The 23,809-nt window shown below is 60.7% G+C and carries 26 protein-coding genes; 15 read left to right on the top strand and 11 right to left on the bottom strand.

Annotated elements, in window-relative coordinates; translation table 11 throughout:
• Nucleotides 1-25 precede the first annotated feature (25 nt).
• The 3 genes from HMPREF2932_RS00250 to HMPREF2932_RS00260 are packed head-to-tail and all read left to right on the top strand — an operon-like array spanning nucleotide 26 to nucleotide 3,381.
• Complete coding sequence (locus tag HMPREF2932_RS00250) at nucleotides 26-1,507, top strand: AI-2E family transporter (RefSeq protein WP_071409359.1); 1,482 nt, start codon at nucleotides 26-28, stop codon at nucleotides 1,505-1,507.
• 36 nt (nucleotides 1,508-1,543) lie between these two features.
• Nucleotides 1,544-2,614 carry a DNA recombination protein RmuC gene (locus HMPREF2932_RS00255; RefSeq protein ID WP_070510515.1) on the top strand — a complete coding sequence of 357 codons (1,071 nt, stop codon included), beginning with the start codon at nucleotides 1,544-1,546 and terminating at the stop codon, nucleotides 2,612-2,614.
• A 35-nt stretch (nucleotides 2,615-2,649) separates the two neighbouring features.
• Nucleotides 2,650-3,381, top strand: coding sequence for a DUF6542 domain-containing protein (locus HMPREF2932_RS00260; RefSeq protein ID WP_246818591.1), 732 nt, complete (start codon nucleotides 2,650-2,652; stop codon nucleotides 3,379-3,381).
• Here the strand turns inward: HMPREF2932_RS00260 and HMPREF2932_RS00265 are convergent.
• Complete coding sequence (locus HMPREF2932_RS00265; protein WP_070754977.1) at nucleotides 3,378-4,337, bottom strand: 4-hydroxy-3-methylbut-2-enyl diphosphate reductase; 960 nt, start codon at nucleotides 4,335-4,337, stop codon at nucleotides 3,378-3,380. The two genes, HMPREF2932_RS00260 and HMPREF2932_RS00265, sit on opposite strands and share 4 nt — an antisense overlap.
• 152 nt (nucleotides 4,338-4,489) lie before the next feature.
• Here HMPREF2932_RS00265 and xseA point away from each other — a divergent pair, with 152 nt between their 5' ends.
• Genes xseA through HMPREF2932_RS00280 form a run of 3 tightly spaced genes read left to right on the top strand, consistent with a single transcriptional unit; the run spans nucleotide 4,490 to nucleotide 6,418 of the window.
• A complete protein-coding gene (gene xseA, locus HMPREF2932_RS00270; protein ID WP_071409360.1) occupies nucleotides 4,490-5,731 on the top strand; it encodes an exodeoxyribonuclease VII large subunit in 1,242 nt (413 codons plus the stop codon).
• Nucleotides 5,732-5,776: 45 nt separating this feature from the next.
• Entirely contained in the window at nucleotides 5,777-6,064 is a 288-nt protein-coding gene (locus tag HMPREF2932_RS00275) for an exodeoxyribonuclease VII small subunit (protein ID WP_070546567.1), read from the top strand.
• Nucleotides 6,065-6,418, top strand: a complete 354-nt coding sequence (locus HMPREF2932_RS00280; RefSeq protein WP_046648342.1) for a hypothetical protein — start codon at nucleotides 6,065-6,067, stop codon at nucleotides 6,416-6,418.
• Nucleotides 6,419-6,422: 4 nt separating this feature from the next.
• Here the strand turns inward: HMPREF2932_RS00280 and HMPREF2932_RS00285 are convergent, their stop codons facing one another.
• Nucleotides 6,423-7,013 (bottom strand): DUF4245 domain-containing protein, encoded by a 591-nt coding sequence (locus tag HMPREF2932_RS00285; RefSeq protein ID WP_071409361.1) that lies wholly within the window; start codon nucleotides 7,011-7,013, stop codon nucleotides 6,423-6,425.
• Nucleotides 7,014-7,214: 201 nt separating this feature from the next.
• Between HMPREF2932_RS00285 and glpX the strand changes: the two genes are divergently transcribed.
• The 4 genes from glpX to HMPREF2932_RS00305 all read left to right on the top strand — a co-directional run bounded on the left by glpX (nucleotide 7,215) and on the right by HMPREF2932_RS00305 (nucleotide 12,311).
• The gene (glpX, locus tag HMPREF2932_RS00290) at nucleotides 7,215-8,234 is read left to right on the top strand and encodes a class II fructose-bisphosphatase (RefSeq protein ID WP_070517591.1); all 1,020 of its coding nucleotides are present in this window, start codon (nucleotides 7,215-7,217) and stop codon (nucleotides 8,232-8,234) included.
• 98 nt (nucleotides 8,235-8,332) lie between these two features.
• Entirely contained in the window at nucleotides 8,333-9,733 is a 1,401-nt protein-coding gene (locus HMPREF2932_RS00295) for a class II fumarate hydratase (RefSeq protein WP_046648340.1), read from the top strand.
• A 386-nt stretch (nucleotides 9,734-10,119) separates the two neighbouring features.
• Nucleotides 10,120-10,743: a TetR/AcrR family transcriptional regulator gene (locus tag HMPREF2932_RS00300; RefSeq protein ID WP_070701636.1), complete on the top strand. Its 624-nt coding sequence runs from the start codon at nucleotides 10,120-10,122 to the stop codon at nucleotides 10,741-10,743.
• Entirely contained in the window at nucleotides 10,737-12,311 is a 1,575-nt protein-coding gene (locus tag HMPREF2932_RS00305; RefSeq protein WP_071409362.1) for an MDR family MFS transporter, read from the top strand. The genes HMPREF2932_RS00300 and HMPREF2932_RS00305 overlap by 7 nt, the downstream gene beginning before the upstream one ends.
• Nucleotides 12,312-12,387: 76 nt before the next feature.
• Here the strand turns inward: HMPREF2932_RS00305 and HMPREF2932_RS00310 are convergent, their stop codons facing one another.
• The 5 genes from HMPREF2932_RS00310 to HMPREF2932_RS00330 form a co-directional block, all read right to left on the bottom strand.
• Complete coding sequence (locus HMPREF2932_RS00310; RefSeq protein WP_071409363.1) at nucleotides 12,388-13,521, bottom strand: hypothetical protein; 1,134 nt, start codon at nucleotides 13,519-13,521, stop codon at nucleotides 12,388-12,390.
• 81 nt (nucleotides 13,522-13,602) lie between these two features.
• Nucleotides 13,603-14,178, bottom strand: coding sequence for a GNAT family N-acetyltransferase (locus HMPREF2932_RS00315; protein ID WP_046648337.1), 576 nt, complete (start codon nucleotides 14,176-14,178; stop codon nucleotides 13,603-13,605).
• A gap of 71 nt (nucleotides 14,179-14,249) precedes the next feature.
• Nucleotides 14,250-15,608: a PhoH family protein gene (locus HMPREF2932_RS00320; protein WP_046648336.1), complete on the bottom strand. Its 1,359-nt coding sequence runs from the start codon at nucleotides 15,606-15,608 to the stop codon at nucleotides 14,250-14,252.
• A 297-nt stretch (nucleotides 15,609-15,905) separates the two neighbouring features.
• Nucleotides 15,906-16,547, bottom strand: a complete 642-nt coding sequence (locus HMPREF2932_RS00325; protein ID WP_046648335.1) for an LGFP repeat-containing protein — start codon at nucleotides 16,545-16,547, stop codon at nucleotides 15,906-15,908.
• 127 nt (nucleotides 16,548-16,674) lie between these two features.
• Nucleotides 16,675-17,376 (bottom strand): LysR family transcriptional regulator substrate-binding protein, encoded by a 702-nt coding sequence (locus HMPREF2932_RS00330; RefSeq protein ID WP_049155514.1) that lies wholly within the window; start codon nucleotides 17,374-17,376, stop codon nucleotides 16,675-16,677.
• A gap of 98 nt (nucleotides 17,377-17,474) precedes the next feature.
• Here HMPREF2932_RS00330 and HMPREF2932_RS00335 point away from each other — a divergent pair, with 98 nt between their 5' ends.
• Nucleotides 17,475-17,795, top strand: a complete 321-nt coding sequence (locus HMPREF2932_RS00335) for a DUF5997 family protein (protein ID WP_083299207.1) — start codon at nucleotides 17,475-17,477, stop codon at nucleotides 17,793-17,795.
• On the opposite strand, the gene glyA is transcribed toward HMPREF2932_RS00335, so the two are convergent.
• The gene (glyA, locus tag HMPREF2932_RS00340; RefSeq protein ID WP_070523952.1) at nucleotides 17,792-19,093 is read right to left on the bottom strand and encodes a serine hydroxymethyltransferase; all 1,302 of its coding nucleotides are present in this window, start codon (nucleotides 19,091-19,093) and stop codon (nucleotides 17,792-17,794) included. The two genes, HMPREF2932_RS00335 and glyA, sit on opposite strands and share 4 nt — an antisense overlap.
• 195 nt (nucleotides 19,094-19,288) lie before the next feature.
• Here glyA and coaA point away from each other — a divergent pair, with 195 nt between their 5' ends.
• On the top strand, nucleotides 19,289-20,215 hold the full coding sequence (gene coaA, locus HMPREF2932_RS00345; RefSeq protein ID WP_046648333.1) for a type I pantothenate kinase: 927 nt from the start codon (nucleotides 19,289-19,291) through the stop codon (nucleotides 20,213-20,215).
• A 14-nt stretch (nucleotides 20,216-20,229) separates the two neighbouring features.
• Here coaA and HMPREF2932_RS00350 read toward each other — a convergent pair whose 3' ends face one another.
• Genes HMPREF2932_RS00350 through mca form a run of 3 tightly spaced genes read right to left on the bottom strand, consistent with a single transcriptional unit; the run spans nucleotide 20,230 to nucleotide 22,209 of the window.
• Complete coding sequence (locus tag HMPREF2932_RS00350; RefSeq protein WP_046648332.1) at nucleotides 20,230-21,000, bottom strand: isoprenyl transferase; 771 nt, start codon at nucleotides 20,998-21,000, stop codon at nucleotides 20,230-20,232.
• A 21-nt stretch (nucleotides 21,001-21,021) separates the two neighbouring features.
• On the bottom strand, nucleotides 21,022-21,315 hold the full coding sequence (locus tag HMPREF2932_RS00355) for a hypothetical protein (protein ID WP_046648331.1): 294 nt from the start codon (nucleotides 21,313-21,315) through the stop codon (nucleotides 21,022-21,024).
• A 3-nt stretch (nucleotides 21,316-21,318) separates the two neighbouring features.
• Nucleotides 21,319-22,209 carry a mycothiol conjugate amidase Mca gene (gene mca, locus HMPREF2932_RS00360; protein WP_046648345.1) on the bottom strand — a complete coding sequence of 297 codons (891 nt, stop codon included), beginning with the start codon at nucleotides 22,207-22,209 and terminating at the stop codon, nucleotides 21,319-21,321.
• A gap of 92 nt (nucleotides 22,210-22,301) precedes the next feature.
• Here mca and HMPREF2932_RS00365 point away from each other — a divergent pair, with 92 nt between their 5' ends.
• The 3 genes from HMPREF2932_RS00365 (at nucleotide 22,302) to HMPREF2932_RS00375 (ending at nucleotide 23,723) form a co-directional block, all read left to right on the top strand.
• The gene (locus tag HMPREF2932_RS00365; RefSeq protein WP_046648330.1) at nucleotides 22,302-22,793 is read left to right on the top strand and encodes a DUF4307 domain-containing protein; all 492 of its coding nucleotides are present in this window, start codon (nucleotides 22,302-22,304) and stop codon (nucleotides 22,791-22,793) included.
• A gap of 117 nt (nucleotides 22,794-22,910) precedes the next feature.
• The gene (gene greA / locus HMPREF2932_RS00370) at nucleotides 22,911-23,432 is read left to right on the top strand and encodes a transcription elongation factor GreA (RefSeq protein ID WP_046648329.1); all 522 of its coding nucleotides are present in this window, start codon (nucleotides 22,911-22,913) and stop codon (nucleotides 23,430-23,432) included.
• Between the two features lie 48 nt (nucleotides 23,433-23,480).
• Nucleotides 23,481-23,723, top strand: coding sequence for a hypothetical protein (locus HMPREF2932_RS00375; protein WP_046648328.1), 243 nt, complete (start codon nucleotides 23,481-23,483; stop codon nucleotides 23,721-23,723).
• Nucleotides 23,724-23,809 lie beyond the last annotated feature (86 nt).

Consider the following 23,809-nt stretch of genomic DNA (forward strand, 5'->3'; position numbering starts at 1 on the left):
GGATCTTTTAAGGCAAGATGGTGGGGTGAGTTCTGATCAGCCATCCCCCACTGCATCCTCGCCTGAGCTTGCCGCAGCAGAGGCAGCACTTGGCGGGCGCTTCGATGACTCCGTCGATGCTGCCTCGCTGAACGCTGTCTCCGCACACCCGCCAGGCAACCAAGTGGATCGCTCCGTGGTGGTCGGCGAGGTCATCAAGTCCGCATCACTGTGGGCACTGCGCCTGACCATCATTGGCGTCTTTCTTTATGCCTCCTTCCGCATGCTGGGCAACTTCTGGCGCGGCATCCTGCCCGTCCTCATCGCGCTGATTATTTGCACCGTGCTGGCCCCCATTGCGAGCGCCATGCGGCGCAAGGGACTGCCGTCAGCCCTCGCTGCCGCGGTGACCATTCTGGTGTCTTTTACTGCGGTGGGCACCCTCTTCATGTTCATTGCACCGGACTTCGCACGGCAGTCCCAAACTCTGTATCTGCAGACTGTCGAGGGAATTCAACGCTTACAGCTATGGGCACAGGGCCCGCCGCTCAACCTCGACGCGAATGAGATCGGCGGCTACATCGATGAAATCGCCCTGTGGTTGCAGCGCCAGGCGGGTTCCATTGCGGGCTCCGTGTTCACCGGAATCGGCACGGCCACCTCCATCGTGGTCACGCTCTTCATCATCGTGGTGCTGACCTTCTTCTTCCTCAAGGACGGACACAACTTCCTGCCGTGGCTGCGCCAAGCGACGGGCCGCCGCACCGGCTGGCACTTGACTGAGCTGCTAACCCGTGTGTGGACCACGCTGGGTGGTTTCGTGCGTGCACAGGCTGTTGTCTCGCTTGTCGACGCCGTCTTTATCGGCCTCGGCCTCGCCCTCATCGGTGTGCCTTTGGCCATGGCCCTCGCCATCATCACGTTCATCGCCGGCTTCATCCCCTTTGTCGGCGCAATTGTGGCCGGCGCACTGTCCGTGACCATCGCGCTGGTGTCTTTGGGCTTCACCAAGGCGCTTCTGGTGCTTGGCTTGGTCCTGATGGTCCAGCAGCTCGAGGGCAACGTGCTCTCCCCGTGGCTGCAGTCGAAGGCGATGAACCTGCACCCGGTTATCGTGCTGATTTCCGTGACCGTCGGCTCCGCGCTCTTTGGCCTCATCGGCGGTTTCCTCGCCGTGCCGGTTGCCGCCACCATCGCGGTGGTCTACCGCTACTTCCAAGACATGGTGATGCTCCAATCCGGCGAGAGAACCGCCGAGGAGTTGGAGTTTTCTACCGTGGCAGGCTTCCTCATCGGGCGCTATACCCAACAGCAGGGTGACCACAAACGCGAGCAATGGCTGTCCGTCCCGGACCACGCTGCACCGGAAGGCGCGGCGGAAGACGTCGCCAGCGATGGCACGAGCCCGCTGGACCGCAAGGTCGATGTTGACGCGGAACTCAGCGAGCGCGATAGCGGCGCCCGCGCGGGAATCAAGCGCGCCATCGGCGCTCTCGAACAGATGTTGCAGTCGAAGGACAAGAACTAGCGGGGCGTGTCCGGGGCGCATGTCATGATGACAGGCATGACGTCTACCCTTCCCGTGTTGCTCCTCTTCCTCGGCCTCATCATTGGCGCCGCCCTCGGTTGGCTGGCCCGCGCCTATTCCGCGCAGTCTTCCCAGCCCTCCGAAGAACACCGCGCGCTGCAAGAATCCCAACGCCGCCAAGCCGAGCTTGCCCCGCTGGAAAAGGCCATGGACCGCTTGGGCCTGCAATTGCAGGAAATTGAGGAGGATCGCGCGACATCGCTCGCCGCGCTCAGCAGCCAAGTTCAAGCGGTAACGCGCACCTCGACTCGGCTCTCCGATCGCACCGACAAGTTGGTCGGCGCGCTGCGCTCGCCAAACGTCCGCGGGCGCTGGGGTGAGGTACAGCTGGAACGCGTGGTCGAGCTCGGCGGCATGCGCAAACATGTGGACTTCGACTCCCAAGTCAGCGCTCGCATCAACGGTTCGGTAGTCCGCCCTGACCTCGTCGTTCACCTGGCGGGTGGGCGCAGCATTGTGGTCGACGCCAAGGTTCCACTCAGCGCCTACCTCGACGCCATGGAGACTGAGGATCCGGAAGAAAGGGCAGGGTATCTCCGGCGCCACGCGCACCTGATGCGCTCACATGTCCAAGCACTGGCTTCTAAGGACTATATCGAGGCTTTCTCCCCCACGCCGCAGTTTGTGATCCTCTTCGTTCCCGCGGATACCTTCGTCGACGCCGCGCTCTCCATCGATGCCGAGCTGCTCGAGTTCGCATTCGAGCGCAACATCGTCATCGCCACGCCGAGCACCCTCTTCGCCCTCCTGCGCACGGTGGCGGTGAGCTGGCAGCACGAAGAAATCTCCGACAAAGCCCGCGAGGTACAGCGCTTGGGACGTGAGCTCTACACGCGCCTTAATACCCTCAACGAGCACTATGACAAGGTCGGCCGCGGCCTCGAGCGCGCGGTTGAGGCTTATAACGCGAGTTTGGCCAGCTTGGACTCCCGCGTCGGGGTCACCGCGCGGCGGCTCAAGGAACTAGATGTGCCCGCCCGCGTTGACCGCCTACCGGTGGAGCCGCGCAGTGTCGGTTCTTGGCCGCGGCGCGCCCACGATGAATAACGTTTTGGTCACCAATCCCGGTAAGCTCTCTGGTCGTGTCTGTTGCCAAAAATCGTCGCCGCCCTCCCCGCCGTGGGATGCCGCTTACCCGAGCGCTCCTCGTCGCGCTCGTCGTGACGCTTGTGGCCTTGGCAGTCTCAGGTGTGCTCGGCAAGGTTGCCCTGCCGTTCGCCCTGATCTTTGGACTTGGCTCGCTCGCTCTCACCTGGTTGGTGGAGATCCGCGGGCTCTACTTGTTGGTGATTACCCTGCCGCTGCTCTACGCGCTAGGAACCGTAGGCGGCGGGTTCATTAACTCGACGGCTGCCTTGCCAGAAGGCGCCTCTCCGTTTTCCAAGACCGCGCTTCTCACCACGGCCTTCCCACTGATACAGCACTTCCCGGTGCTCATCGTCACGGTCTTGGCGTGTGCGCTGCTCGCGGTCATGCGTATATGGAGCAGCAACAACCACGCGAAGAGCCGAGAAGCGGAAGCACAAAAGAAGCGCCGCGCCGACGCTGCCTCCGACCGCCGCAACCGCTCTGAGCGGCTCTCCGTGGCAGAGCTCATTGCCCGGGAGAACACGAGTTCTGGACGGGTCCGAGAGCGCAACCGTGAGGAACGCCGCCGCCTGCAGGCCGAAGAGCGCGCCCAGCTCCGCCAAGCGTCCCCCGAGACCGACGTGCAGGAGGATTTCCGCCGCGCCGCCGCTGAAGCAGCGGAGAATGCGCGGCGCCCCCAGCGGTCCCCCCAGCCGCTCGAGGAAAACCTCTACGACGAGGACTAGCGCGCAGTACGTGCCGGGCGCAGATCGCGCGGCAGCGAGAACGTGATGGTCTCCGTGGAGGTGGTCACCTGCTCAACGTCGCTGTAGCCGCGCTCATCCAGGTATTCGAGCACTTCACGCACCAGCAGCTCAGGCACGGAGGCACCACACGTGACGCCAACGGTGTTCACGCCTTCAAGCCAGGCCTCATCGATCTCTGAGGCGAAATCCACCAGATAAGAAGTCTTCGAACCTGCCTCCAGGGCAACCTCGACCAGGCGCTTGGAGTTGGAGGAGTTCTGGGAGCCGACAACGATCATGAGATCGCACTTCGGGGCGATGGCCTTGACCGACTCCTGGCGGTTCTGTGTGGCGTAGCAAATATCGTCTGACGGCGGGTTTTCCAAGTGCGGGAAGCGCTCGCGCAGCTTGTTGACGATCTGGATGGTCTCATCCACCGACAACGTGGTCTGGGACAGCCAGATGAGTTTTTCCTCGTGTAGAAAGTCCGGCAGCTTGTCGACGCCCTCCAAACCATCCACCAGGTGGGTGACGTCTGGGGCCTCGCCGGCAGTACCTTCGACCTCTTCGTGGCCTTCGTGGCCGATCAGCAGAATCTGGTAGCCGTCGCGCTCAAAACGCTGGGCTTCCTTGTGCACCTTGGTCACCAGCGGGCACGTGGCGTCTAGCGTTAGCTGCTTGCGCTCTTCGGCCTCTTTGCGCACGCTCGGCGCGATGCCGTGCGCAGAAAATACCAGGTGAGCACCTTCGGGGGCCTCGGAGGCCTCTTCCACAAAGATGACGCCACGCTTGGCCAGGGATTCAACGACGAAGCGGTTGTGCACGATTTGCTTGCGCACGTAGATGGGAGCGCCGTACTTTTCCAGCGCCTTTTCCACTGTCTCAACAGCGCGGTCCACGCCGGCGCAGTAGCCGCGGGGAGCCGCGAGGAGCACCTTCTTTGCAGTTTCAGTCATGCCAACCAGAGTATCTAAAGTTGCCCACATACTGTAGTTCCCGCCGATTCCCGCCCGCCGCAGGTGACCGGTGAGCCCCGATGTCCGGCGCGCCCCATACACTAGACGGAGCACGCCCCGAAGCACAGACCACTCAAGAGAAAGGACTGCGCGTGAACCAACCGGCCAATTCCGCGGAGACACCGTGGCCCGTCGGCAAGGTCAATGACCAAGTCAAAGGCTGGATCGAGCGCCTCGGCTTCCTCTGGGTGGAGGGCCAGATCACCCAGCTGAACATGAAGCCGACGTGGAAACTGTCCTATATCACCCTGCGTGACGTGGAACAGGAGAAATCTGTCCAGCTGACCTGCAACACGTCGCTCATCCGGAATGCTCCCTCGCCGCTCAAGGACGGCGACCGCGTCGTGGTCTACGGCAAGCCCGCCTTCTACGCTGGGCGCGGTAGCTTCTCCCTGTGGGTTACTGAGATTCGTCACGTCGGCATCGGCGATCTCCTCGCCCGAGTAGAGATGCTGCGCCAGCGCCTACGCCAGGAGGGCCTGTGCGATCCATCTCGGAAACTGCCGCTTCCCTACCTGCCAAAGAAAATCGGACTCATCACCGGCCGTGGCTCCCACGCTGAGCGCGATGTCCTCTCGGTGGCACAAGACCGCTGGCCGGCAGTCCAGTTCGAGGTCATCAATACAGCGGTGCAGGGAGCCACGGCAGTTACCCAGGTCATCGACGCGCTGCAGACCCTTGACGCAGACCCGGAGGTCGATGTCATTATCATCGCCCGCGGCGGCGGGTCGGTGGAAGATCTGCTCCCCTTCTCCGAGGAGGCTCTCCAGCGCGCAGTAGCCGCCGCCCGCACCCCGGTTGTCTCCGCCATCGGCCACGAGCCGGACCATCCGGTGCTTGACGACGTCGCCGATCTCCGCGCCGCCACCCCCACCGATGCGGCCAAGCGCGTCGTGCCCTCCGCTGCCGAGGAATACGCAGTGATTTCCGAAGCACGTTCCCGCATGGCGGCGGCGCTGCGCGGCTGGGTGGAACGAGAGCGCCGCGGGCTCGAGAGCATCCGCTCCCGCCCCGTCCTCGCGGACCCCATGGTGCCGATCACCGCGTGCCGCGAGGAACTCGAACGTCACGTTGCGTCGATCCGGCGAGTCATTACTCATCAGCTGGACCGCGAAAACAACCAGGTAACCTCGTTGCGTGCGCGGGTCTCCGCCTTGGGCCCCTCGGCCACTCTCGAGCGCGGTTATGCCATTGTGCAGGTCCTTCCGCGCGATGGCAGCGGGCCGGAAGTCGTCACGAGCTACACGCAATCGCCCCCGGGTTCGCAACTGCGCATCCGCGTGGGTGATGGCTCGATTACCGCCGCCGCCATGGCCTCCCAGGCTGCGGATTAAACAGACCACGTTATACAGAACCAGAAAGAAAGAAGCACTATCCTCATGACTGACACGATTGGCGCCGGCCAGCCCGGCCAGGACGCATTCCCGCCCGTCGAAGAGCTGAGCTATGAGCAGGCCCGCGACGAACTTATCGAAACCGTGAAGATCCTCGAGCTCGGACAGATGGGCTTGGATGAGTCCCTGAAATATTGGGAGCGCGGCGAGGCACTAGCCAAGGCCTGCGAGGCACACCTCGACGGCGCTTCCAAGCGCGTAGAGGAAGCCCTCCGCAAGAATGCGGACAGCCCGGACAACGCAGAAGCACAAACGGAATCAGGAGAGGTTTAAATGAAGATTTACGGCTACCCGGGAGATCGCGTCGACTTCGTCTCCAAGTCCGGCGGAGCAGGGGCCATGGTCTTTGGTGATCCGCGCCAGCTCGCCGAGGAATTCTTCGGCACCCCGCACACCGACAACGGCGAAGAAATCAGCTACTTTTCCGGCTCCATTGTCTTGCGCTTCACCGAAGGGAAACTCAGCGAGGTCTCTTTATTCCCCGGCAAGTCCAAGCACGAAAAGGTGGATATCTACCTTGCTAAGACCCGCTTGAGCGGGCTCGACCCCGAGACCCTGCGCAGCGCTGCTGGCGACGCGGTCGAGGTGGAATGGGACGGCGCGCTGCAGAGCGTGACGTTTCGCTGACTAGTTACTCGCTGACGACGCTGCCGTCCTCAGCGATCTGGAGCGGCTCGGCCTCGACGAATGCGGTCAGAGCCGCCTCATAATCCGCGTCGGAGGCAGAGCCGGTAAGGATGAGGCGGGCATCGCCCAAGTCCGTGATCCACAGGGGGCGAACATCTTTGTCGTCGCTGCTCAGGATTTCCACGTCCTGACCCGCTACCTCACGCCGCTCGGAGTTGGCTCGATAGTTGGAATCGTAAGCGGTGGGGACATCCTCAAGCGCTAGCTGGGTCTGTGCCGACTCAACGTATCCTTCATTCGCGGTCAGCCAGCTCACCACGGCACCGGACTCGCTGCCCACTTGCTTGCGCCGCGCGGCCGTCGGCTGCCAGCCGTCCGGCATGACAGGCTCACGAATGACCGCCCCGCTACCGCGCGCTTCCATCTCCAGGAAGGTAGCGGCATCCACATTCTGCACAGGCCCGGACTTTTCCGGGTTTATCGAGCACAGTCCCGTTGCTCCGACGGCCAGGAACATCATGATGAGGATGATGCCCACCGTCAGGGTGATATCACGCGCGTCCTCGAAAATCTTTGGTTTATCTTCAGATGCCACCCGCCCAGTATGGCACGACGCCTCCGACACACGCGACAGCGCCCTCTCACCTGCCTTTTCGGCAGGTGGTGCACCCCCGCCCCTCTTCTGGGGGAGGCATTCGGGCTTGAGCGGACAGGAAAAGTGGAAGAATGGAATTTGTATTCCGGGTTGTCCCCCACCCCGGGCCGAGCCACCTGAAAAGAAAGGGACTAATCACACATGTCTGATAACACGTCTTATATCCCCGACCGCAACCTAGCCATGGAGCTGGTGCGCGTCACCGAGGCAGCAGCGCTCGCCTCGGGTCGCTGGGTTGGCCGTGGACAGAAGAATGAAGGTGACGGCGCCGCGGTGGATGCTATGCGCAAGCTCATCAACTCCGTCGAGATGAACGGCGTCGTCGTCATCGGCGAAGGCGAGAAGGATGAGGCCCCGATGCTCTTCAACGGCGAGAAGGTCGGCACCGGCCAGGGCGCCGAGATGGACATCGCCGTCGACCCGGTTGACGGCACCCGCCTCATGGCTGAGGGCCGCCCGAACGCTATTTCCGTCATTGCTGCTGCCGAGCGCGGCACCATGTATGACCCGTCCGCTGTTTTCTACATGAAGAAAATTGCTGTTGGCCCCGACGCGGTCGGCGCCATCGATCTCAATGAGTCGGTGGCATGGAACGTGAAGTCCGTGGCCAAGGCCAAGGGCATCAAGCCGGCTGACCTGACCGTCGTCGTGCTCGACCGCCCCCGCCACGATGACCTCATCCGCGAGATCCGTGAAGCTGGCGCCAAGGTTCGCCTCATCATGGACGGTGACGTTGCCGGCGCTATCGCCACCTGCCAGGACAGCAACTCCATCGACCTCATGATGGGCATTGGCGGCACCCCGGAGGGCATCATTACCGCCTGCGCCATGAAGTGCATGGGCGGTGAAATCCAGGGCAAGCTGTGGCCCAAGGATGAGGAGGAAGCAGAGAAGGCCCGCAAGGCTGGCCACGACCTCGACCGCGTCCTCACCACCAACGATCTGGTTTCTTCCGAGAACTGCTACTTCGCCGCTACCGGCGTGACCAACGGCGATATGCTCCGTGGTGTCTCCTACCGACCGAACGGCGCCACCACCCGCTCTCTGGTCATGCGCTCCAAGTCCGGCACCATCCGCTACGTCGACTCCATCCATAAGCTGGCTAAGCTGCAGGAATATTCCGTGGTGGACTACACCAACCCCCACGATCAGGAAAGCTAGTCCACTTTCCCAGGAAGAGTGCTACGGTGGCCATGAATGCCGTGCCACGGCACACATAAAGAACCCAACAAAACTCATTTCACAGAAAAGGTGAATTCATGACTGAATACCGCATTGAACACGACACCATGGGCGAGGTAAAGGTTCCGGTCGACGCCCTGTGGCGTGCCCAGACCCAGCGCGCCGTGGAGAACTTCCCGATCTCCGGCCGCGGCCTCGAAGATGCTCAGATCCGCGCACTCGGCCTCCTCAAGGCTGCCTGCGCCCAGGTAAACAAGGACTCCGGCAAGCTGGATGCGGAGAAGGCTGACGCCATCATCGCCGCTGCCACCGAGATCGCAGAGGGCAAGCACAACGATGCCTTCCCGATCGATGTCTTCCAGACCGGCTCTGGTACCTCTTCCAACATGAACACCAACGAGGTCATCGCCTCCATCGCCCACAACAATGGCGTGGAGATCCACCCGAATGACCACGTGAACATGGGCCAGTCCTCCAACGACACCTTCCCCACCGCAACCCACGTTGCGGCAACTGAGGCTGCCGTCAATGACCTCATCCCGGGCCTCAAGGTGCTCCACGACTCTCTTCTGGCCAAGGCCAAGGAATTCGCTGACGTGGTCAAGTCCGGCCGTACCCACCTGATGGACGCCACCCCGATCACCCTGGGCCAGGAGTTCGGCGGCTACGCTCGCCAGATCGAGCTCGGCATCGAGCGCGTTGAGGCCACCCTGCCACGCTTGGGTGAACTGGCTATCGGCGGCACCGCTACCGGTACCGGCCTGAACACCGACGCTGAGTTTGGCGGCAAGGTCACCGAGGAGCTCAAGAAGCTCACCGGCATTGACCAGCTCTCCGAGGCCAAGAACCACTTCGAGGCCCAGGCTGCCCGCGATGCCCTCGTCGAGTTCTCCGGCGCCATGCGCACCGTGGCTATCTCCCTCAACAAGATTGCCAACGACATTCGTATGATGGGCTCCGGCCCGCTGACCGGTCTGGCAGAAATCCACCTCCCGGACCTGCAGCCGGGTTCCTCCATCATGCCGGGCAAGGTCAACCCGGTCCTGAGCGAGGCCGCCACCATGGTGGTCAGCCAGGTCATCGGTAACGACGCCGCTGTTGCTTTCGGCGGCTCCAACGGCCACTTCGAGCTCAACGTCTACATCCCGATGATGGCCCGCAACGTCCTCGAGTCCTCCCGCCTGCTGGCAAATGTCTCCCGCGTCTTCGCCGAGAAGTGCATCGACGGCATCGAGGCCAACGAGGAGCGCATGAAGAAGTTTGCGGAGTCCTCCACCTCCATCGTCACCCCGCTGAACTCCAAGATCGGCTACGAGAACGCCGCCAAGGCAGCTAAGCACGCGCTGAACGAGAAGATCACCGTCCGCGAGGCAGTCATCGACCTCGGCTTCGTTGACGGCGAGAACCTCACCGAGGAAGAGCTCGATGAGCGCCTCAACGTTCTCACCATGACCAACCGCGACCGCGACAACTTCTAAGCTCGCTTTCGCCCACGCCGCCGCTCTCCTTCGGGAGGGCGGCTTCGCCGTTTTCCCATCCACCCCGCTGGGCCAACAGCAGGGTCGGGGTAGCCAAACTGCCCGTCCTGCCAAAGTTATAGCCTCCGCCTCAAGATCTGGCAATAACTTCGTCAACTAGGGCAGTTTTAGGCTTGAGAGTTTCTTTCCTAGCCATCACTTCGCGCCCTTCGCGCTCACGGCGAGCCTTAACCAGCCACAGCCCACGCTGCCGGTGGACGCGAAGGATGGGGTTGCTGTTCTTATCTCCTTTCCTGTGCGCTGCGCCATAAAGATCGTCCCGCCATCATGAGAATCACCAGCATTGCACTTGGTGCAAACTTGCACCGAGTGTAGGATTGCACTCTGTGCAAGAAGAATTGTCATTACGCGAGCAAAAACGCCTAAAAACTCGCCTACGTATAGAGGATGCTGCCACCCTCTTGGTAGACGAGCACGGCTTTGCTGCAGTCACGGTGGAGGAGATTTGTGAGAAGGCCGGTATTTCCCGGCGTACTTTCTTTAATTATTTCGATTCCAAGGACTCAGCTGTTCTGGGCAACCCCAGCCAAGAATTTTCCCAGGAGCAGAAGAGCTATTTGCTCGAAACCCCCACGGAGAACCTCTTCAAGCTGGCCGTAGACCTCATCAAGGAACACCTCATTGGACAGCACGCCAACAGGGAGATTGCTGAGCGACGCCGCCGTATCTCCCGCGATGCGGACGCAGCGGCGGCGTCCTTAAGTAGAAAGCGTGCCAAGTCCAACGAAGTCCTTGAGCTACTCACCCAGCGGCTGGAGAAGGAGCCAGCGTTAAAGACCATGCCGGATGTCTCCCCGCACACGGAGGCACTCCTCATTGCTGTCACCATCCGTGAGGCTTTCTGGTTGGCCACCACCTCCCCAGACTTCAGCTGCGACATCCCCTTTGAGCAGCGCTTTGATTCCGCACTCATGCTCATCAACAACTATTCGAAAGGACTTTCATGGTAGCTACCGCGAAACCGTCGGCGTCCCACGCTGACAACGGCAAGCCGGAAAACAACCTTGCCCTCGTCTTCTCTGCCCTCGTGCTCACCATGTTGATGAGCTCCCTGGGGCAGATGATCTTCGCTTCCGCCCTGCCCACCATCGTCGGCGAGCTCGGCGGCGTCGACCACATGAGCTGGGTTATCTCCGCCTTCTTGGTCACCATGACCATCGCTATGCCCATCTCCGGCAAGCTCGGTGACATGATGGGCCGCAAGTGGCTCTACATCGGCGGAATTGCCACCTTCGTCATCGGGTCCGCCGTGGGCGGCTTCGCCAATTCGATGAATCTGCTCATTATTGGCCGTGCCATTCAGGGCTTCGGCGCTGGATTCATGATGATCTCCTCCCAGTCCATCATCGCGGAGGTCACCACGGCACGTGAGCGCGGTAAGTTCATGGGCATCATGGGCGGCGTTTTCGGCCTGTCCTCCGTCCTCGGCCCAGTCCTTGGCGGCTGGTTCACTGATGGACCCGGCTGGCGCTGGGGTCTGTGGATGAATATTCCCCTTGGTCTGCTCGCCATGACCGTGTGCGCGCTCGTTCTGCACCTGCGCGTCGGCGATACTGATCTGCGTAAGTTTGATGCCTTGGGTGCCACCTTCATCGCCATCACGACCGCCTCGCTCATCCTTATGACCACGTGGGGTGGCACTCAGTATGAGTGGTCGGATCCCATCATTCTCACCTTGGCCGTCATCGTTGTGATTGGTGCTGTTATCACGGTCTTCGTCGAGAAGCGGGCCAAGGAGCCTCTAATCCCAGTTCTGCTGTTTAAGAACCGCAACATGGTGCTCACGACGGCCGCCGGCATGGTGCTGGGCCTGGCTATGTTCGGTGTGCTGGGCTACATGCCGACCTACCTGCAGATGGTGCATACCCTGACGCCAACCAAGGCGGGACTCATGATGATCCCGATGATGCTCGGCATGATCGGCACTTCTACCACAGTGGGATTCATCATCGCCCGAACCGGCCACTACAAGCGCTACCCCATCATCGGTCTCGCCATTACGGCAGGCGCTCTGTTCTGGATGTCGAAGCTGACTGTGGACACCTCCCTGACTCAGCTTGGCGCTGAATTCCTCGTCTTCGGCATCGGTCTCGGCTTCGTTATGCAGGTGCTCGTTCTCATCGTTCAGAACTCCTTCCCCGTGGCGCTGGTGGGCACCGCAACGGCGGCCAACAACTTCTTCCGCCAGATCGGTTCAGCTATGGGTGCTTCCTTGGTGGGTTCACTGTTCATCCACAACATGAAGGATGAGTTGGCCGCCAACATGCCTGCCGCCATTGCTTCCATGGGCAAGGCTGGCGCGCCCTTTGCGGAAAAGTTCAGCGCTGAGGGCGGCGGTTCCTCCAACCTGACCCCGTCGATGGTGGCACAGCTTCCGGACCCCATCCGCGACGTCATCCTCAACGCCTACAATGACGGCCTCACCCCGGTCATCCTGCTCATGGTCCCGATGGCGATCATCGCTCTCCTGCTCATCCTGCCGGTGCGGGAGGAGCACCTCAAGGAGACCATCGACTAGGCGGTCGGTCCCCGCTATACAACAAAAATCCTCGCTACGACCATTCACGTAGGGAGGATTTTTCATACCCAAGTACTTAGCGCAGAATTCCCAACTGGCGTGCCACCTGGGCAGCGATTCCGATGAGAGCGAGCACGCCGGCAATGATGCCCACGATGGTTCCAGCATCCGCACCACCGGAGCTTAGGTTTCCAGCAAGAGACTTCTTGGTCACCTGCACGATCTTGGTGACTTGGTTGTCCGACAACTGGGGCTGACCATTGCGCACCACATAGGTGTTAAAGGTGACGGTCACGGTTCCCTCCGACTTAGCCTCGTAGGTACCGTCCTCGTTGACTTTAAGAACCTCAGGATCGCTTGAGCTTGGCGACGCCACCGGCACCCCTAGCTTCGCTCCCCAGAATCCATCGATGCTCAAGCCCAGGCTGCCTTGGCTTCCCACCGAGGTGCCTCCAGTCGTCATCAGTTCGGCATCATTGACTGCACTTTCCGGCACAGCGATGGGGAATGCGTGGCGGCCGGTGATGCGAGCGGGTTCACCCGGCATATCGCGATTGGAGAAGAAGCCTGCGGTGACCTTTCCTACCTGTGCCTGAGCAAAAGTTACGTGAACGGGATCAATGATCGAGTAGAAGTGGCCATTCTGTGGATTCCTTTGTCCGTTTGCACGAACAAGCTGTTCCCACTCACTGGAGCCTTGGTTGCTATCCGTCGACCACGATGCAATAGCGCCCGGCATGTCTGCCGTGGTGAGATTTTCTCCGGCCAACAGATTATCGATGACCCCAAAGGCCCCTACCCCAGGGAGCCGCTCGTGGTTGAAATCCAAATTCTCCTCCGCAGCGCGCTGCAAAACCGCGTGCTCAAGGCCACGATCCCAAGAAATCGCATTCATATACTCTTCACGGGTGTGATAGCCCGCAGCGGCAGCTGCCTGCTGCAGCGTTGCACCGTCGAAGGGAAGATTCGCATCCCAAGCCTTGCCGCGCAGCTGACGAACTTGGCGGGTAACCAAGTCAATGTCGGATTGCATGACCGGCTCGGCAAAGACATATGCCAGAGCGCCATCGGGATAGTTAACGTTGAGCTCTGCTACAGGAACGGAGCCAGCAGGTGGAAACTCAGCAGCCGTGGCAACGGGCGCTACAAAAGCACCGGTCGACACGGCTACGGCGGTAGAAAGGGCAAGCACAGAGGTGCGGAAAGACATGATTCGCCTTCGATAGAGAGTGGATGAGAACAGGTTCTATTCTATCCCCACTCCTGCCCTGATATTAGAAAAGTGAGATAATTACTTCCTCTTCTCGTTGGCTGCTGCCTTCTTTTCCTCCGGCTTAGGCAGAAGCAACTCGTATACATCGGTATCGCGCCACTGGCCGGCGAGCTCGCCGTAGGTCATCTTTGCCATGTGGGAGTAGGTGCCCACCTTGACGAAGCCGCGGGACTTGTGCAGCCCGGCAGAACCTTCGTTCTCCGGGAAGATCCATGAGTGGATGGCCCACTTGTGCAGGTCACGGCATACCTCGATGAGCTGATCCAACAAGGCGCCGCCAATACCGCGGCCCTGGGCCTCTTTGCTCAGGTAAATGGAATCCTCCACCACGCCGTGGAACACGGTGCGGGTAGACGCTTGCGCAGCGCAGACCCAGCCGAGAACCTTCGAGTCATCGTCCGCCTCCACCGCAACGAAGACTGACGACATGATCTTGACGTTCTTAAACTCCTCGAAGGTCAGCGACCGGGTCTCGTAGGTAGCGTGGCCGGTGTTGAGGCCCTGCTCGTAGATTTCGCGCATTTGCGGGTAGTCCGCCGCAGTGAATGGACGGATGCGGAAATCCTTCTTCTTGTCTTTCGCGTTGTCGCTCATAGGACAATTATTACTGAGCACGCACGACCAATGCCAAGCAGACCCCTACAAGATCGCCATTCGCGAACGAGTTAGTTCTCACCTTCCAGCAAATCGGTGACAAGTTCCGCAATGGCAGAGCGCTCAGAGCGCTGCAACGTGATGTGAGCGAAGAGCTCATGCCCTTTGAGCTTTTCAATGACTGCCTGCACACCGTCATGCCGGCCCACGCGCAGGTTATCTCGCTGCGCCACGTCATGGGTCAGCACCACGCGCGATCCGCGCCCCAAGCGAGACAAGACAGTCAGCAACACGTTGCGCTCCAACGACTGGGCCTCATCGACGATGACGAAGGAATCGTGCAGGCTGCGGCCGCGGATATGGGTCAGTGGGAGAACTTCCAAGAGGCCTCGGTCTTGGACTTCATCCATGACGTTTTCCGATACGAGACCCTCCAACGTGTCGTAGACCGCCTGCGCCCACGGGTTCATCTTCTCACTCTCGGAGCCAGGCAGGTATCCCAGGGACTGCCCACCCACCGCATACATCGGGCGGAAAACCACGATGCGGCGGTGTTCCCCACGCTCCAGCACAGCTTCTAGACCGGCGCACAAGGCCAACGCAGACTTACCGGTACCTGCACGGCCTCCAATGGACATGATGCCCACGGAAGGATCCAGCAGCAGATCCAAAGCTACCCGCTGCTCAGCCGAGCGCCCCTGGAGACCAAAGACATTCGCATCACCGCGTACCAAGCGCACTGCGCCCTCGGCCGTCATGCGGCCCAGCGCTGATTGCCCGCCTGCCTGCAGCGTCACGCCACAGTGCACCGGAAGGTCCTCGACGCGGGTGCCGGCGGTGGTCACTGATCCGTCGATAAGCACCTCGCCTTCCCCATAGAGCTCATCGATGACCTCCGCGGTGGTCTGCACCGTAGCCATACCGGTGTATCCCGTGAGCACAACGTCCTGCGCGTGGTACTCATCTGCCTGCAGGCCCACGGCGCCCGCCTTAACGCGCAGCGGAACATCCTTGGTCACCAGGACGGTGTCCTTGCCCTCGTGCTGCAGGTTGAGCGCGCAGGCCAGGATTCGGTGGTCTCCCTCCGGCCCACGGAAGGCCGCTGGCAGCAAGGACTGATCCTGGTGATTCAGCTCCACGCGCAGCGTTCCGCCCGCGGCGTTGACGGGAAGAGGCTGATCCAGCGCCTCATAGGTAGCGCGGAGGTCCTCCAAAAAGCGAAGAGCTTGGCGGGCGAACCAGCCAAGCTCCGGGTGATGACGTTTTCCTTCCAACTCAGAGATAACGACGATGGGCAGCACCACATCGTGCTCTGCGAATTTACGCAACGCCCAAGGGTCGGAGAGAAGGACGGAGGTATCGATGACATAGGTCTTGGTAACCACAGCGGCCTCGTGCGGCTGCTCGGTCAGGACGGAAGGATTGGTCATAGCGGCAGGGTTCTCCCTTGTTATGCCCGCCCCAACTCAACGACCTGGGTGGGCATGGTGAAGCTGGTGGTTTTTCGAACTGTCCGGACGTCCCTGTGAACCTCCGGACACCGTCCACGCTAGAGAGCAAAGGTTGAAATTACATGGGTGCAAGATGAACAGTATTAAAACGACAATCCCCAGAGCCACACCATCCCCACCAGTCGGCTCGCTCCCTCACAAACCACAAAGAAATGCTCCGCACTGGTTTTACAGTGCGGAGCATTTCTTAGAAAGCTGGCTCTATTGTGAGCCCTCTTAGTTAATGGTGGCCTCGTACTCGCCGGACTCACCCTGCATCCAGGAAATGGTGCCGTTGGCGAATTCCTGTACCCAGCCGTTGCCCTCAGCCTTCTCCGGGGCGGTCGGCAGACCAACCTTGCTGTCCAAGCCGCCTTCCTCGGTCCAAGTCTCAGCGATCTTGCCGATGATCGGCTGGGAGCCATCTCCCTCGCTGAATGCCAGCAGCTTGTCCTTGGCGAAGGTAGCAACGCTACCGGCATCGGTGGACTCGATGGACTCCGGATCGCCCCACTCGGCGGCCTTGTCCTTGATGGCCTGCGCAAAGTCGGCAGGGACCTCTACATCACCGTTAGCGGTGGAGACGCTCTCCTTATCACCCTCGGCACCCTCAGAATCAGCGGAACCCGAATCGGAAGACTCCGCCTCAGAGGAGTCAGCGCCCTCGGAATCGGAAGCCTCAGCGGACTCGGAGTCCTTCATGGAGTCCTTAGCCTCATTAGCAGCGGAACCGGCAGCATCGGTAGCATCGGACGCGGCGGACTGTGCAGCGTCGCCAGCATCCTTAGCGGCGTCCTCAGCATCGGAGCAGGCAACGACACCCAGGGAAAGGGTCGCAGCGGCGATACCAGCAGCGAAACGACGAGTCATCTTCTTCATTATCTAAACCTTTCTCTTTTGTTGAGCACTGTTCTAAGTACTTTTGTTGAGAACAAAGTCCACCGTAGGCTCGGCCGCGGCCGCCCCGCCACCGATGCACCTATGATTTGACAACAAAGAGCCTTCCTTATCTACGTTTCCGCTGCTGAGACCCCCTATATCTTTTCGATAACGGTTTGGAAATCGAGCCCTTGTGAGACTTTCCTTGCGACTTTCTGCGTGCTTGTTTAGCCTTTGCTTTGTCACGGGCACTGCGCTTCTCAGCAACATTGCGGGAAGAATTCCGCGTCCTTCCCTTCGCCACGCCGACGAAATCCTGAATCTCGTCACCATCGTCTGCTCGGCGCCACACCAAAGCGATCTCCGTGCGCGCAACAGTGGGATCCTCCAAGCCCAGTGCCACGACTTGCTTCTTGCTGAGCACCTTCAGCAGCGGTCGAGGTGCGATGGCCACGCCCACGTTGGCTGCCACAACTTGGAGAGCGGTACGCAGGGCAGGGACGTCGACGCTGCCATCCTGCGCAATCCGGTAATTCACGATCTCTTCGGCGACATCCTCCGGTGTAATGTCCTCCCCTACCTCGGCGTACACGGAATCCTTCGGAACTGCGATCCCAGGCGCTTCCTCGTACAGCCGAACCACATGGAAGCTGTCATCGACCCGTAGATCTGGCAGGCGGGTCAGAGCAAGGTCAGCTTCCTGGGCAAGAAGAGCCGCCATCGCATCATCGGCGTCGGCGGTCACCAGGGACTCGAGAGAATGCGAGTCACGGTAGCGGCGAAACCATTTACCGGGTTCTGTACCAGTGCAAAAGACAAGGCGGAGCATGCACCTCATACTACGGTGCTGCTAGCGTGGTGAGCGTGACTGATACCCCGAATAATGAAACCCCAGCCAACGAAACCCAGCAGCCTTCCGGTACCGCCATGCGCGCGCAAACCGCAGCTAAAAAGCTGGGCATCTACCTGCCGGCCGCCCCGGAGGAGTTTCAAGCCAATGCAGTAACGCACGCGCAATTGCGCGACTTGCAGGAGAACCCGCCGGAATGGCTGGCCACCCTGCGCCGCGAGGGCCCGCACCCGCGCCCGGTGGTGGCACAAAAGCTGGGAATCTCCGTGACCGCGTTGAAGAAGAACGAGATGGACCGCCCTCTCACCACCGCGGAAATTAAAGAGCTCCTCAGCGCGATGCCCGAGTGGCTCGAAGCCGCCCGGAAAGCCCACGCTGAAGAGCGCAAGGAAGCTTAGACCAGCTTCCAGTCCTCAAGGCCGTCGTAGAGCGGGAAGTCCGCGGCGACCTTCTCAACGCGGGCGCGCAGCTTAGCGACGTCCGCGTTCTTGCCGTTTGCCAGTGCAGTACCGATAACGTCGGCAACCTCGGTGAAGGCCGCCGTGTCGAGGCCGCGGGTAGCCAGGGCCGGGGTACCAATGCGCAGGCCGGAGGTGACCATCGGCGGGCGCGGATCGTTCGGCACCGCATTGCGGTTCACGGTGATGCCGACCTCGTGGAGGAGGTCCTCCGCCTGCTGGCCATCGAGCTCGGAGTTGCGCAGGTCCGCTAGGACAAGATGCACGTCGGTGCCGCCAGTGAGGACGTCGACGCCCGCCTTGGTGCAATCCTCGGCGGTCAGGCGCTCAGCCAGAATGCGAGCACCTTCCAGGGTTCGCTCCTGGCGCTCCTTGAACTCCTCGGTGGCCGCGATCTTCAGCGCGATAGCCTTCGCCGCGATGACGTGCATGAGCGGCCCGCCCTGCTGCCCCGGGAAGACGTTGGAGTTGATCTTCTTGGCAAAATCCTGCTTGGCCAGGATGAGACCGGAACGAGGGCCGCCCAGCGTCTTGTGCACGGTGGAAGACACGACATCGGAGTGCGGCACCGGGGAGGGGTGCAGACCGGCGGCCACGAGGCCAGCGAAGTGCGCCATATCCGTCCACAGGTACGCGCCGACCTCATCCGCGATGGAGCGGAAAGCCTCGAAATCAATGGTGCGCGGGTAAGCGGACCAACCAGCGATGATCACCTGGGGCTTTTCTGCCAGCGCCTGCTCGCGCACCTTATCCATGTCAAGGCGCATGGTCTCCGGGTCAACCTCGTACGCGGCAACGTCGTAAAGCTTGCCGGAGAAGTTGAGCTTCATGCCGTGGGTCAGGTGCCCACCATGAGCCAAGGACAGGCCCATGATCTTGTCACCCGGCTGGATCAGCGACGCCAGCACAGCGGCATTGGCCTGGGCGCCGGAGTGGGGCTGGACGTTGGCAAAATCAGCGCCGAAAAGCGCCTTGGCACGATCACGAGCCAGATCTTCTACGATGTCAACGTGCTCGCAGCCGCCGTAGTAGCGGCGCCCCGGGTAGCCCTCGGCATACTTGTTGGTCAGAACAGAGCCCTGCGCCTGCAGCACCGCGCGGGGGACGAAGTTTTCCGACGCGATCATCTCGAGGGTATCGCGCTGACGAGCAATCTCACCGTTAATAGCAGCAAAGACCTCGGGGTCGAGATCGCGCATCTCCTGGTAGCGCACGTCTGAATTGTTCGTAGTGGTCATGAAAGCGTGATGTCCCTTCGTAGAGATGGTCAATAAAGCCCGCGGCGCCAGCCCGCGGCACGACACCACCGGCTCTGCAATCGCCGAAGCTAGTTCTACATCCTAACGCCCGCATCCCCCGCGTGGGGGCCTCCGAGAATCTTTTCATTCGGGGCGATTGCCACAGGCGCCCAGCCGAGTGGAACAATAGTCGGCATGGCGCGAATGACCGATGCGAGCCCGTACCTCGATTTTGACCGCGATACGTGGCGTGCCCTGCGTAAATCCATGCCACAGGTGCTAACGGCGACCGAGGTGGAAAAACTTCGTGGCATCGGTGACCGCATCGACCTCACTGAGGTGGCTGAGGTCTATCTGCCGTTATCCCGTCTTATTCACATGCAGGTTGAGGCCCGCCAGAAACTCACCGCCGCCACCGAGGCCTTTTTGGGTAACCCACCGACGCACGTGCCTTTCGTCATCGGCGTCGCCGGCTCCGTCGCCGTGGGTAAATCGACGACGGCGCGCTTGCTCCAAGTGCTCTTGGAACGCTGGGATTCCCACCCGAAGGTCGACCTCGTCACCACCGATGGTTTCCTCTACCCCACCGCCTACCTCAAAGAGCACGGGCTAATGCAGCGCAAGGGCTATCCGGAGTCTTATGACCGCCGCGCGCTCATGCGATTTGTTACCGACGTTAAATCCGGCAAACCACTGGTTACCGCACCGCTGTATTCACACGTGTCCTATGACATCGTCCCCGATGAATTCCAAGAGGTCCGGCAACCGGACATCCTCATCCTGGAAGGCCTCAACGTCCTGCAGACCGGGCCAACCCTCATGGTGTCAGATCTCTTTGACTTCTCTGTCTACGTCGATGCCCGCGTGGACGACATTGAGAAGTGGTACATCGACCGCTTCCTCAAGCTCCGGCACACTGCCTTCCGCGAGCCGGGCGCGCACTTCGCTTCCTTCGCGGACATGACGGATGAGGAAGCCTACGCACAGGCACGCGAAATCTGGCAGTCCATCAACCTGCCCAACCTCATTGAGAATATTCTGCCCACCCGGGTGCGCGCTTCCCTGGTCCTGCGCAAAGGCTCACACCATTTGGTGGAACAGGTCAGGATGCGCAAGCTCTAGGCAGCGTATCCCGGTTAGCGCCCAAAGCGGCGCGAGCGCTGAGAATAGTCGCGCAAGGCACGCAGGAAATCCACCCGGCGAAATGCTGGCCAGTAGGTATCCGTGAACCAAATCTCGGAATAGGCTGCCTGCCACAGAAGGAACCCGGACAGCCGCTGCTCACCGGAGGTACGGATGACGAGGTCGGGATCCGGCAACCCTTTGGTGTAGAGGTTGCCCGTGATGGCCTCTGCAGTCACGTTCTCCGCGATCTCCTCAGCGCTCAGCCCCTTGCGTGCTTCACTACGGATCAAGTTCTGTACGGCATCCACAATTTCTTGGCGCCCGCCGTAGCCCACCGCAATATTGACGATGACACCTTGGTGATCCTCGGTAGCCTCAGCCGCACTCTGCATCTTGGCTGTGACCTGTTCGGGGAGCAGATCTAAGTGCCCGACCAGGCGGATCTGACAATCCAAGTCACCCTGGGAGAGGTGCGTGACGACATCCGAAATGATGTCGAAGAGCAATTGCACTTCTTGCTCGCTGCGCTTCAAGTTTTCCGTCGACAGCAAGTAGATAGTGACGACTTCGATGTCGGTGCCTTGGCACCACGAAATCATCTCACTGATCTTCCGCGCGCCTTGCCGGTGGCCGTGGCTGATATCCGTAAAGCCCGCCTCGCGCGCCCAGCGGCGATTGCCATCCGCCATGATTGCCACGTGGCGTGGTTGCGGTTTGTTTTTAATCTCACGCGTTAGGCGCGCCTCATACAGGGGGTATAGGAGCTGGCTTAGGAACTTCACGGTGGAGAAACGTCCTCTGCGTTAAAAGATGGACTTCTTGCTGTTATCGAGGATGCCGGCTTCCTTCATTGCCGCATCGACCGCCTCATCATCAAAAGGATCGATGCCATGATCCTGCGCGAACATGGTGCGGCGGCGGAAGCGCGAATAGCGGCGGTGAAAGTTCCAGCCTGCAAAAAGGACGGCCACTCCCATGAGAACGAGGATCAGCAAACCAATGGGCGAGGCCTTACCGAACTCCGGTCCCACCGGGCCGCTTTGGCTCCCTTGGGCGAGCAGGGCGACGTCATGCGCCGCGAAGTACAAAGCGTTCATACTTTAAGATTCCCCTACTTCCGGGATTCCCGCAAATAGGTCGTCCTCTGGCAGTGAGGACGAGACACGGGTCTTGGCCAACTCGAACTCCTCCGTTGGCCAATGCTCCTGCTGCACGGCGACGGGCGTAGCGAGGAAAGCACCAGCCGGATCGATTTGGGTGGCGTGCGCGCGCAGGGCGTCCTCCCGGTTTTGGAAGTAATCCGCGCACTCTACCTGCGTGGTCACGCGCGCCATGATGTCACCAAAAGCGGTGTCCCAGCGCGCCAGCATCGGCTCATAGGGGCTAATCTTTCCCTCTTCTACTAGGAGGTCGTGAAAGATCTTCATCCTCTGGTACACGAAACCGTGCGTGTAGTAGAGCTTCTGCGGCTCCCACGGCTCTCCCAATTCTGGGTGGTAGGCGGCATCGCCCGCCTTCTCCCACGCCAACATAGAAGCACGGTAGACCATGAGGTGATCCGGGTGCGGGTAGCCGCCGTTTTCGTCATAAGTAATGATGACTTGGGGGCGGAACTCCCGAATGATCTCCACGAGTTCTTGGGCCACATCATCATCTTCTTTGAGAGCAAAGCAGCCCTCAGGCAGCAGGTCCTTGATATTGGGGGCCAGCGGATTACCCGGAAGGCCCGAGTCCACGTGCCCGAGCCACCGGTGCTGTACTCCCAAGGCGGCGGCGGCCTTCGCCATTTCTTCACGACGAATACTGCCCATGTTCTCGAGGACGCCGGGACGGTCCATGGCTGGGTTGATGATATCCCCCCGCTCACCGCCGGTGCAGGTCACGACGAGGACTTCCGCTCCCTCCGCGGCATACTTCGCGGTCGTCGCAGCACCCTTCGAGGATTCATCGTCAGGGTGCGCGTGAATAGCCAAAAGGCGCTTTGTGCTCACTGGGTGATACATCTCCCTACATCGCTTCTTTAAACAGAGGCCCAGTCTAGTGGATAGTAACTTCGTAGCGACCGTTGGATAGAATCAGACTCATGTCTGACGCCCAACCTGCTTCTCGCTCCGCACGCGCACGGTCTCGCTACGGTTCCTCGTCCTCCTCTGCTCGCACGGGGAAATCCTGGACCAATCGGGCCCTAGTCCTGATTTTCCTGGGCATGCTGGTGGCGGCCGTCGTCTTTGGCGTGCAGTACGTGCGCAGCCAACAGAAAATTAACGCGGACATCTCCTATGTCACCCACGAGATTCTTTCCGACGATACCGCCCGCGTGTGGGTAGACATCACCCGCAACCGCGTGGAGGAGCCTGCCTATTGCATCGTGCAGGCTTTTGACTATTCCAAGGCAGAGGTGGGCCGCCGCGAAATTGCCGTGCCGGCTGGCGGCGAAGCCGCCCAGCGCGTCGCCGTGGACATCCCTACCAATCACCCTGCCGTCGCCGGTGGCGTCTACGGCTGCTCCGGAAATATCCCCTCCTACCTCGATATCAGCACCATGGATTCTGCGGGTGAGGCAAACGCCGAGTAAAAGCCCAGCTATGCTAGTATGTTGAGCGTTCTGAATGGGCCGCGCCACCTGCGCTTTTAGGCCCAGTCTTTAAGAAATAAAACCGTTCATCAGGAACCGTCAACGGAAGGTTGCACTATGGCTGAGCAGCAGAAGCAGTACATCACCCCGGAAACCAAGGCCAAGCTCGAGGCCGAGCTGCAGGCCCTCATCGACCACCGCCCGGTCGTCGCCGCCGAGATTAATGAGCGCCGCGAGGAAGGTGACTTGAAGGAGAACGCGGGTTACGACGCCGCCCGCGAAATGCAGGACCAGGAAGAGGCCCGCATCAAGCAGATCTCCGAGGTTCTGGCTAACTCCACCACCGAGCGCACCGCCGTCCAGGAAGGCGTTGCCCACATCGGTTCTGTCGTCCATGTCTACTACAACGGTGACAAGGAAGACCGCGAGACCTTCCTTATCGGTACCCGCGCTGCGGCATCGGATAACAAGGATCTGGAGACCTACTCCGAGCAGTCCCCGCTGGGTGCTGCCCTCCTGGGTGCTGCTGAGGGCGAAACCCGCGAGTACACCGCGCCGAACGGCAAGACCTTGTCGGTGACCGTGGTCTCCGCGGCACCTTATGATTCCGCAAAGGCCGCAACTCCGCGCAAGTCCTAATTTATACTGCTCTTAGGTCATCGTTTTTCTGAGAAAGAGTTTTATCACATGAAGAAGTTCACTCGTTTCGCTGCCGCTGGTCTGGTTGTCTCCGCTGGACTCACCCTGGCTGCTTGCCACCCGCCGAGCGAGCAGGATTCCACTGAGAAGGTCGACACCGGTGCCACCTTCACCGGTGAGGCGCCGGGTGCTGGTGCATCCGAGTCCACCGCAGCAACGGCTGAGACTGAAGCCACGGCTGAGACCGAGGTTGCTCCGGCCGAGTACACCACCGCTCCGGTTCAGCAGTAGACTCACCGTCAGCTTAGAGCGAAAGCGGCGTCCCGATATTCGGGCGCCGCTTTCAGCGTTATGAGGTTATGAGAAAATCCCTCACC

This window comes from Corynebacterium sp. HMSC074H12, from assembly GCF_001813755.1.
Taxonomy (GTDB): Bacteria; Actinomycetota; Actinomycetes; order Mycobacteriales; family Mycobacteriaceae; genus Corynebacterium; species Corynebacterium hiratae.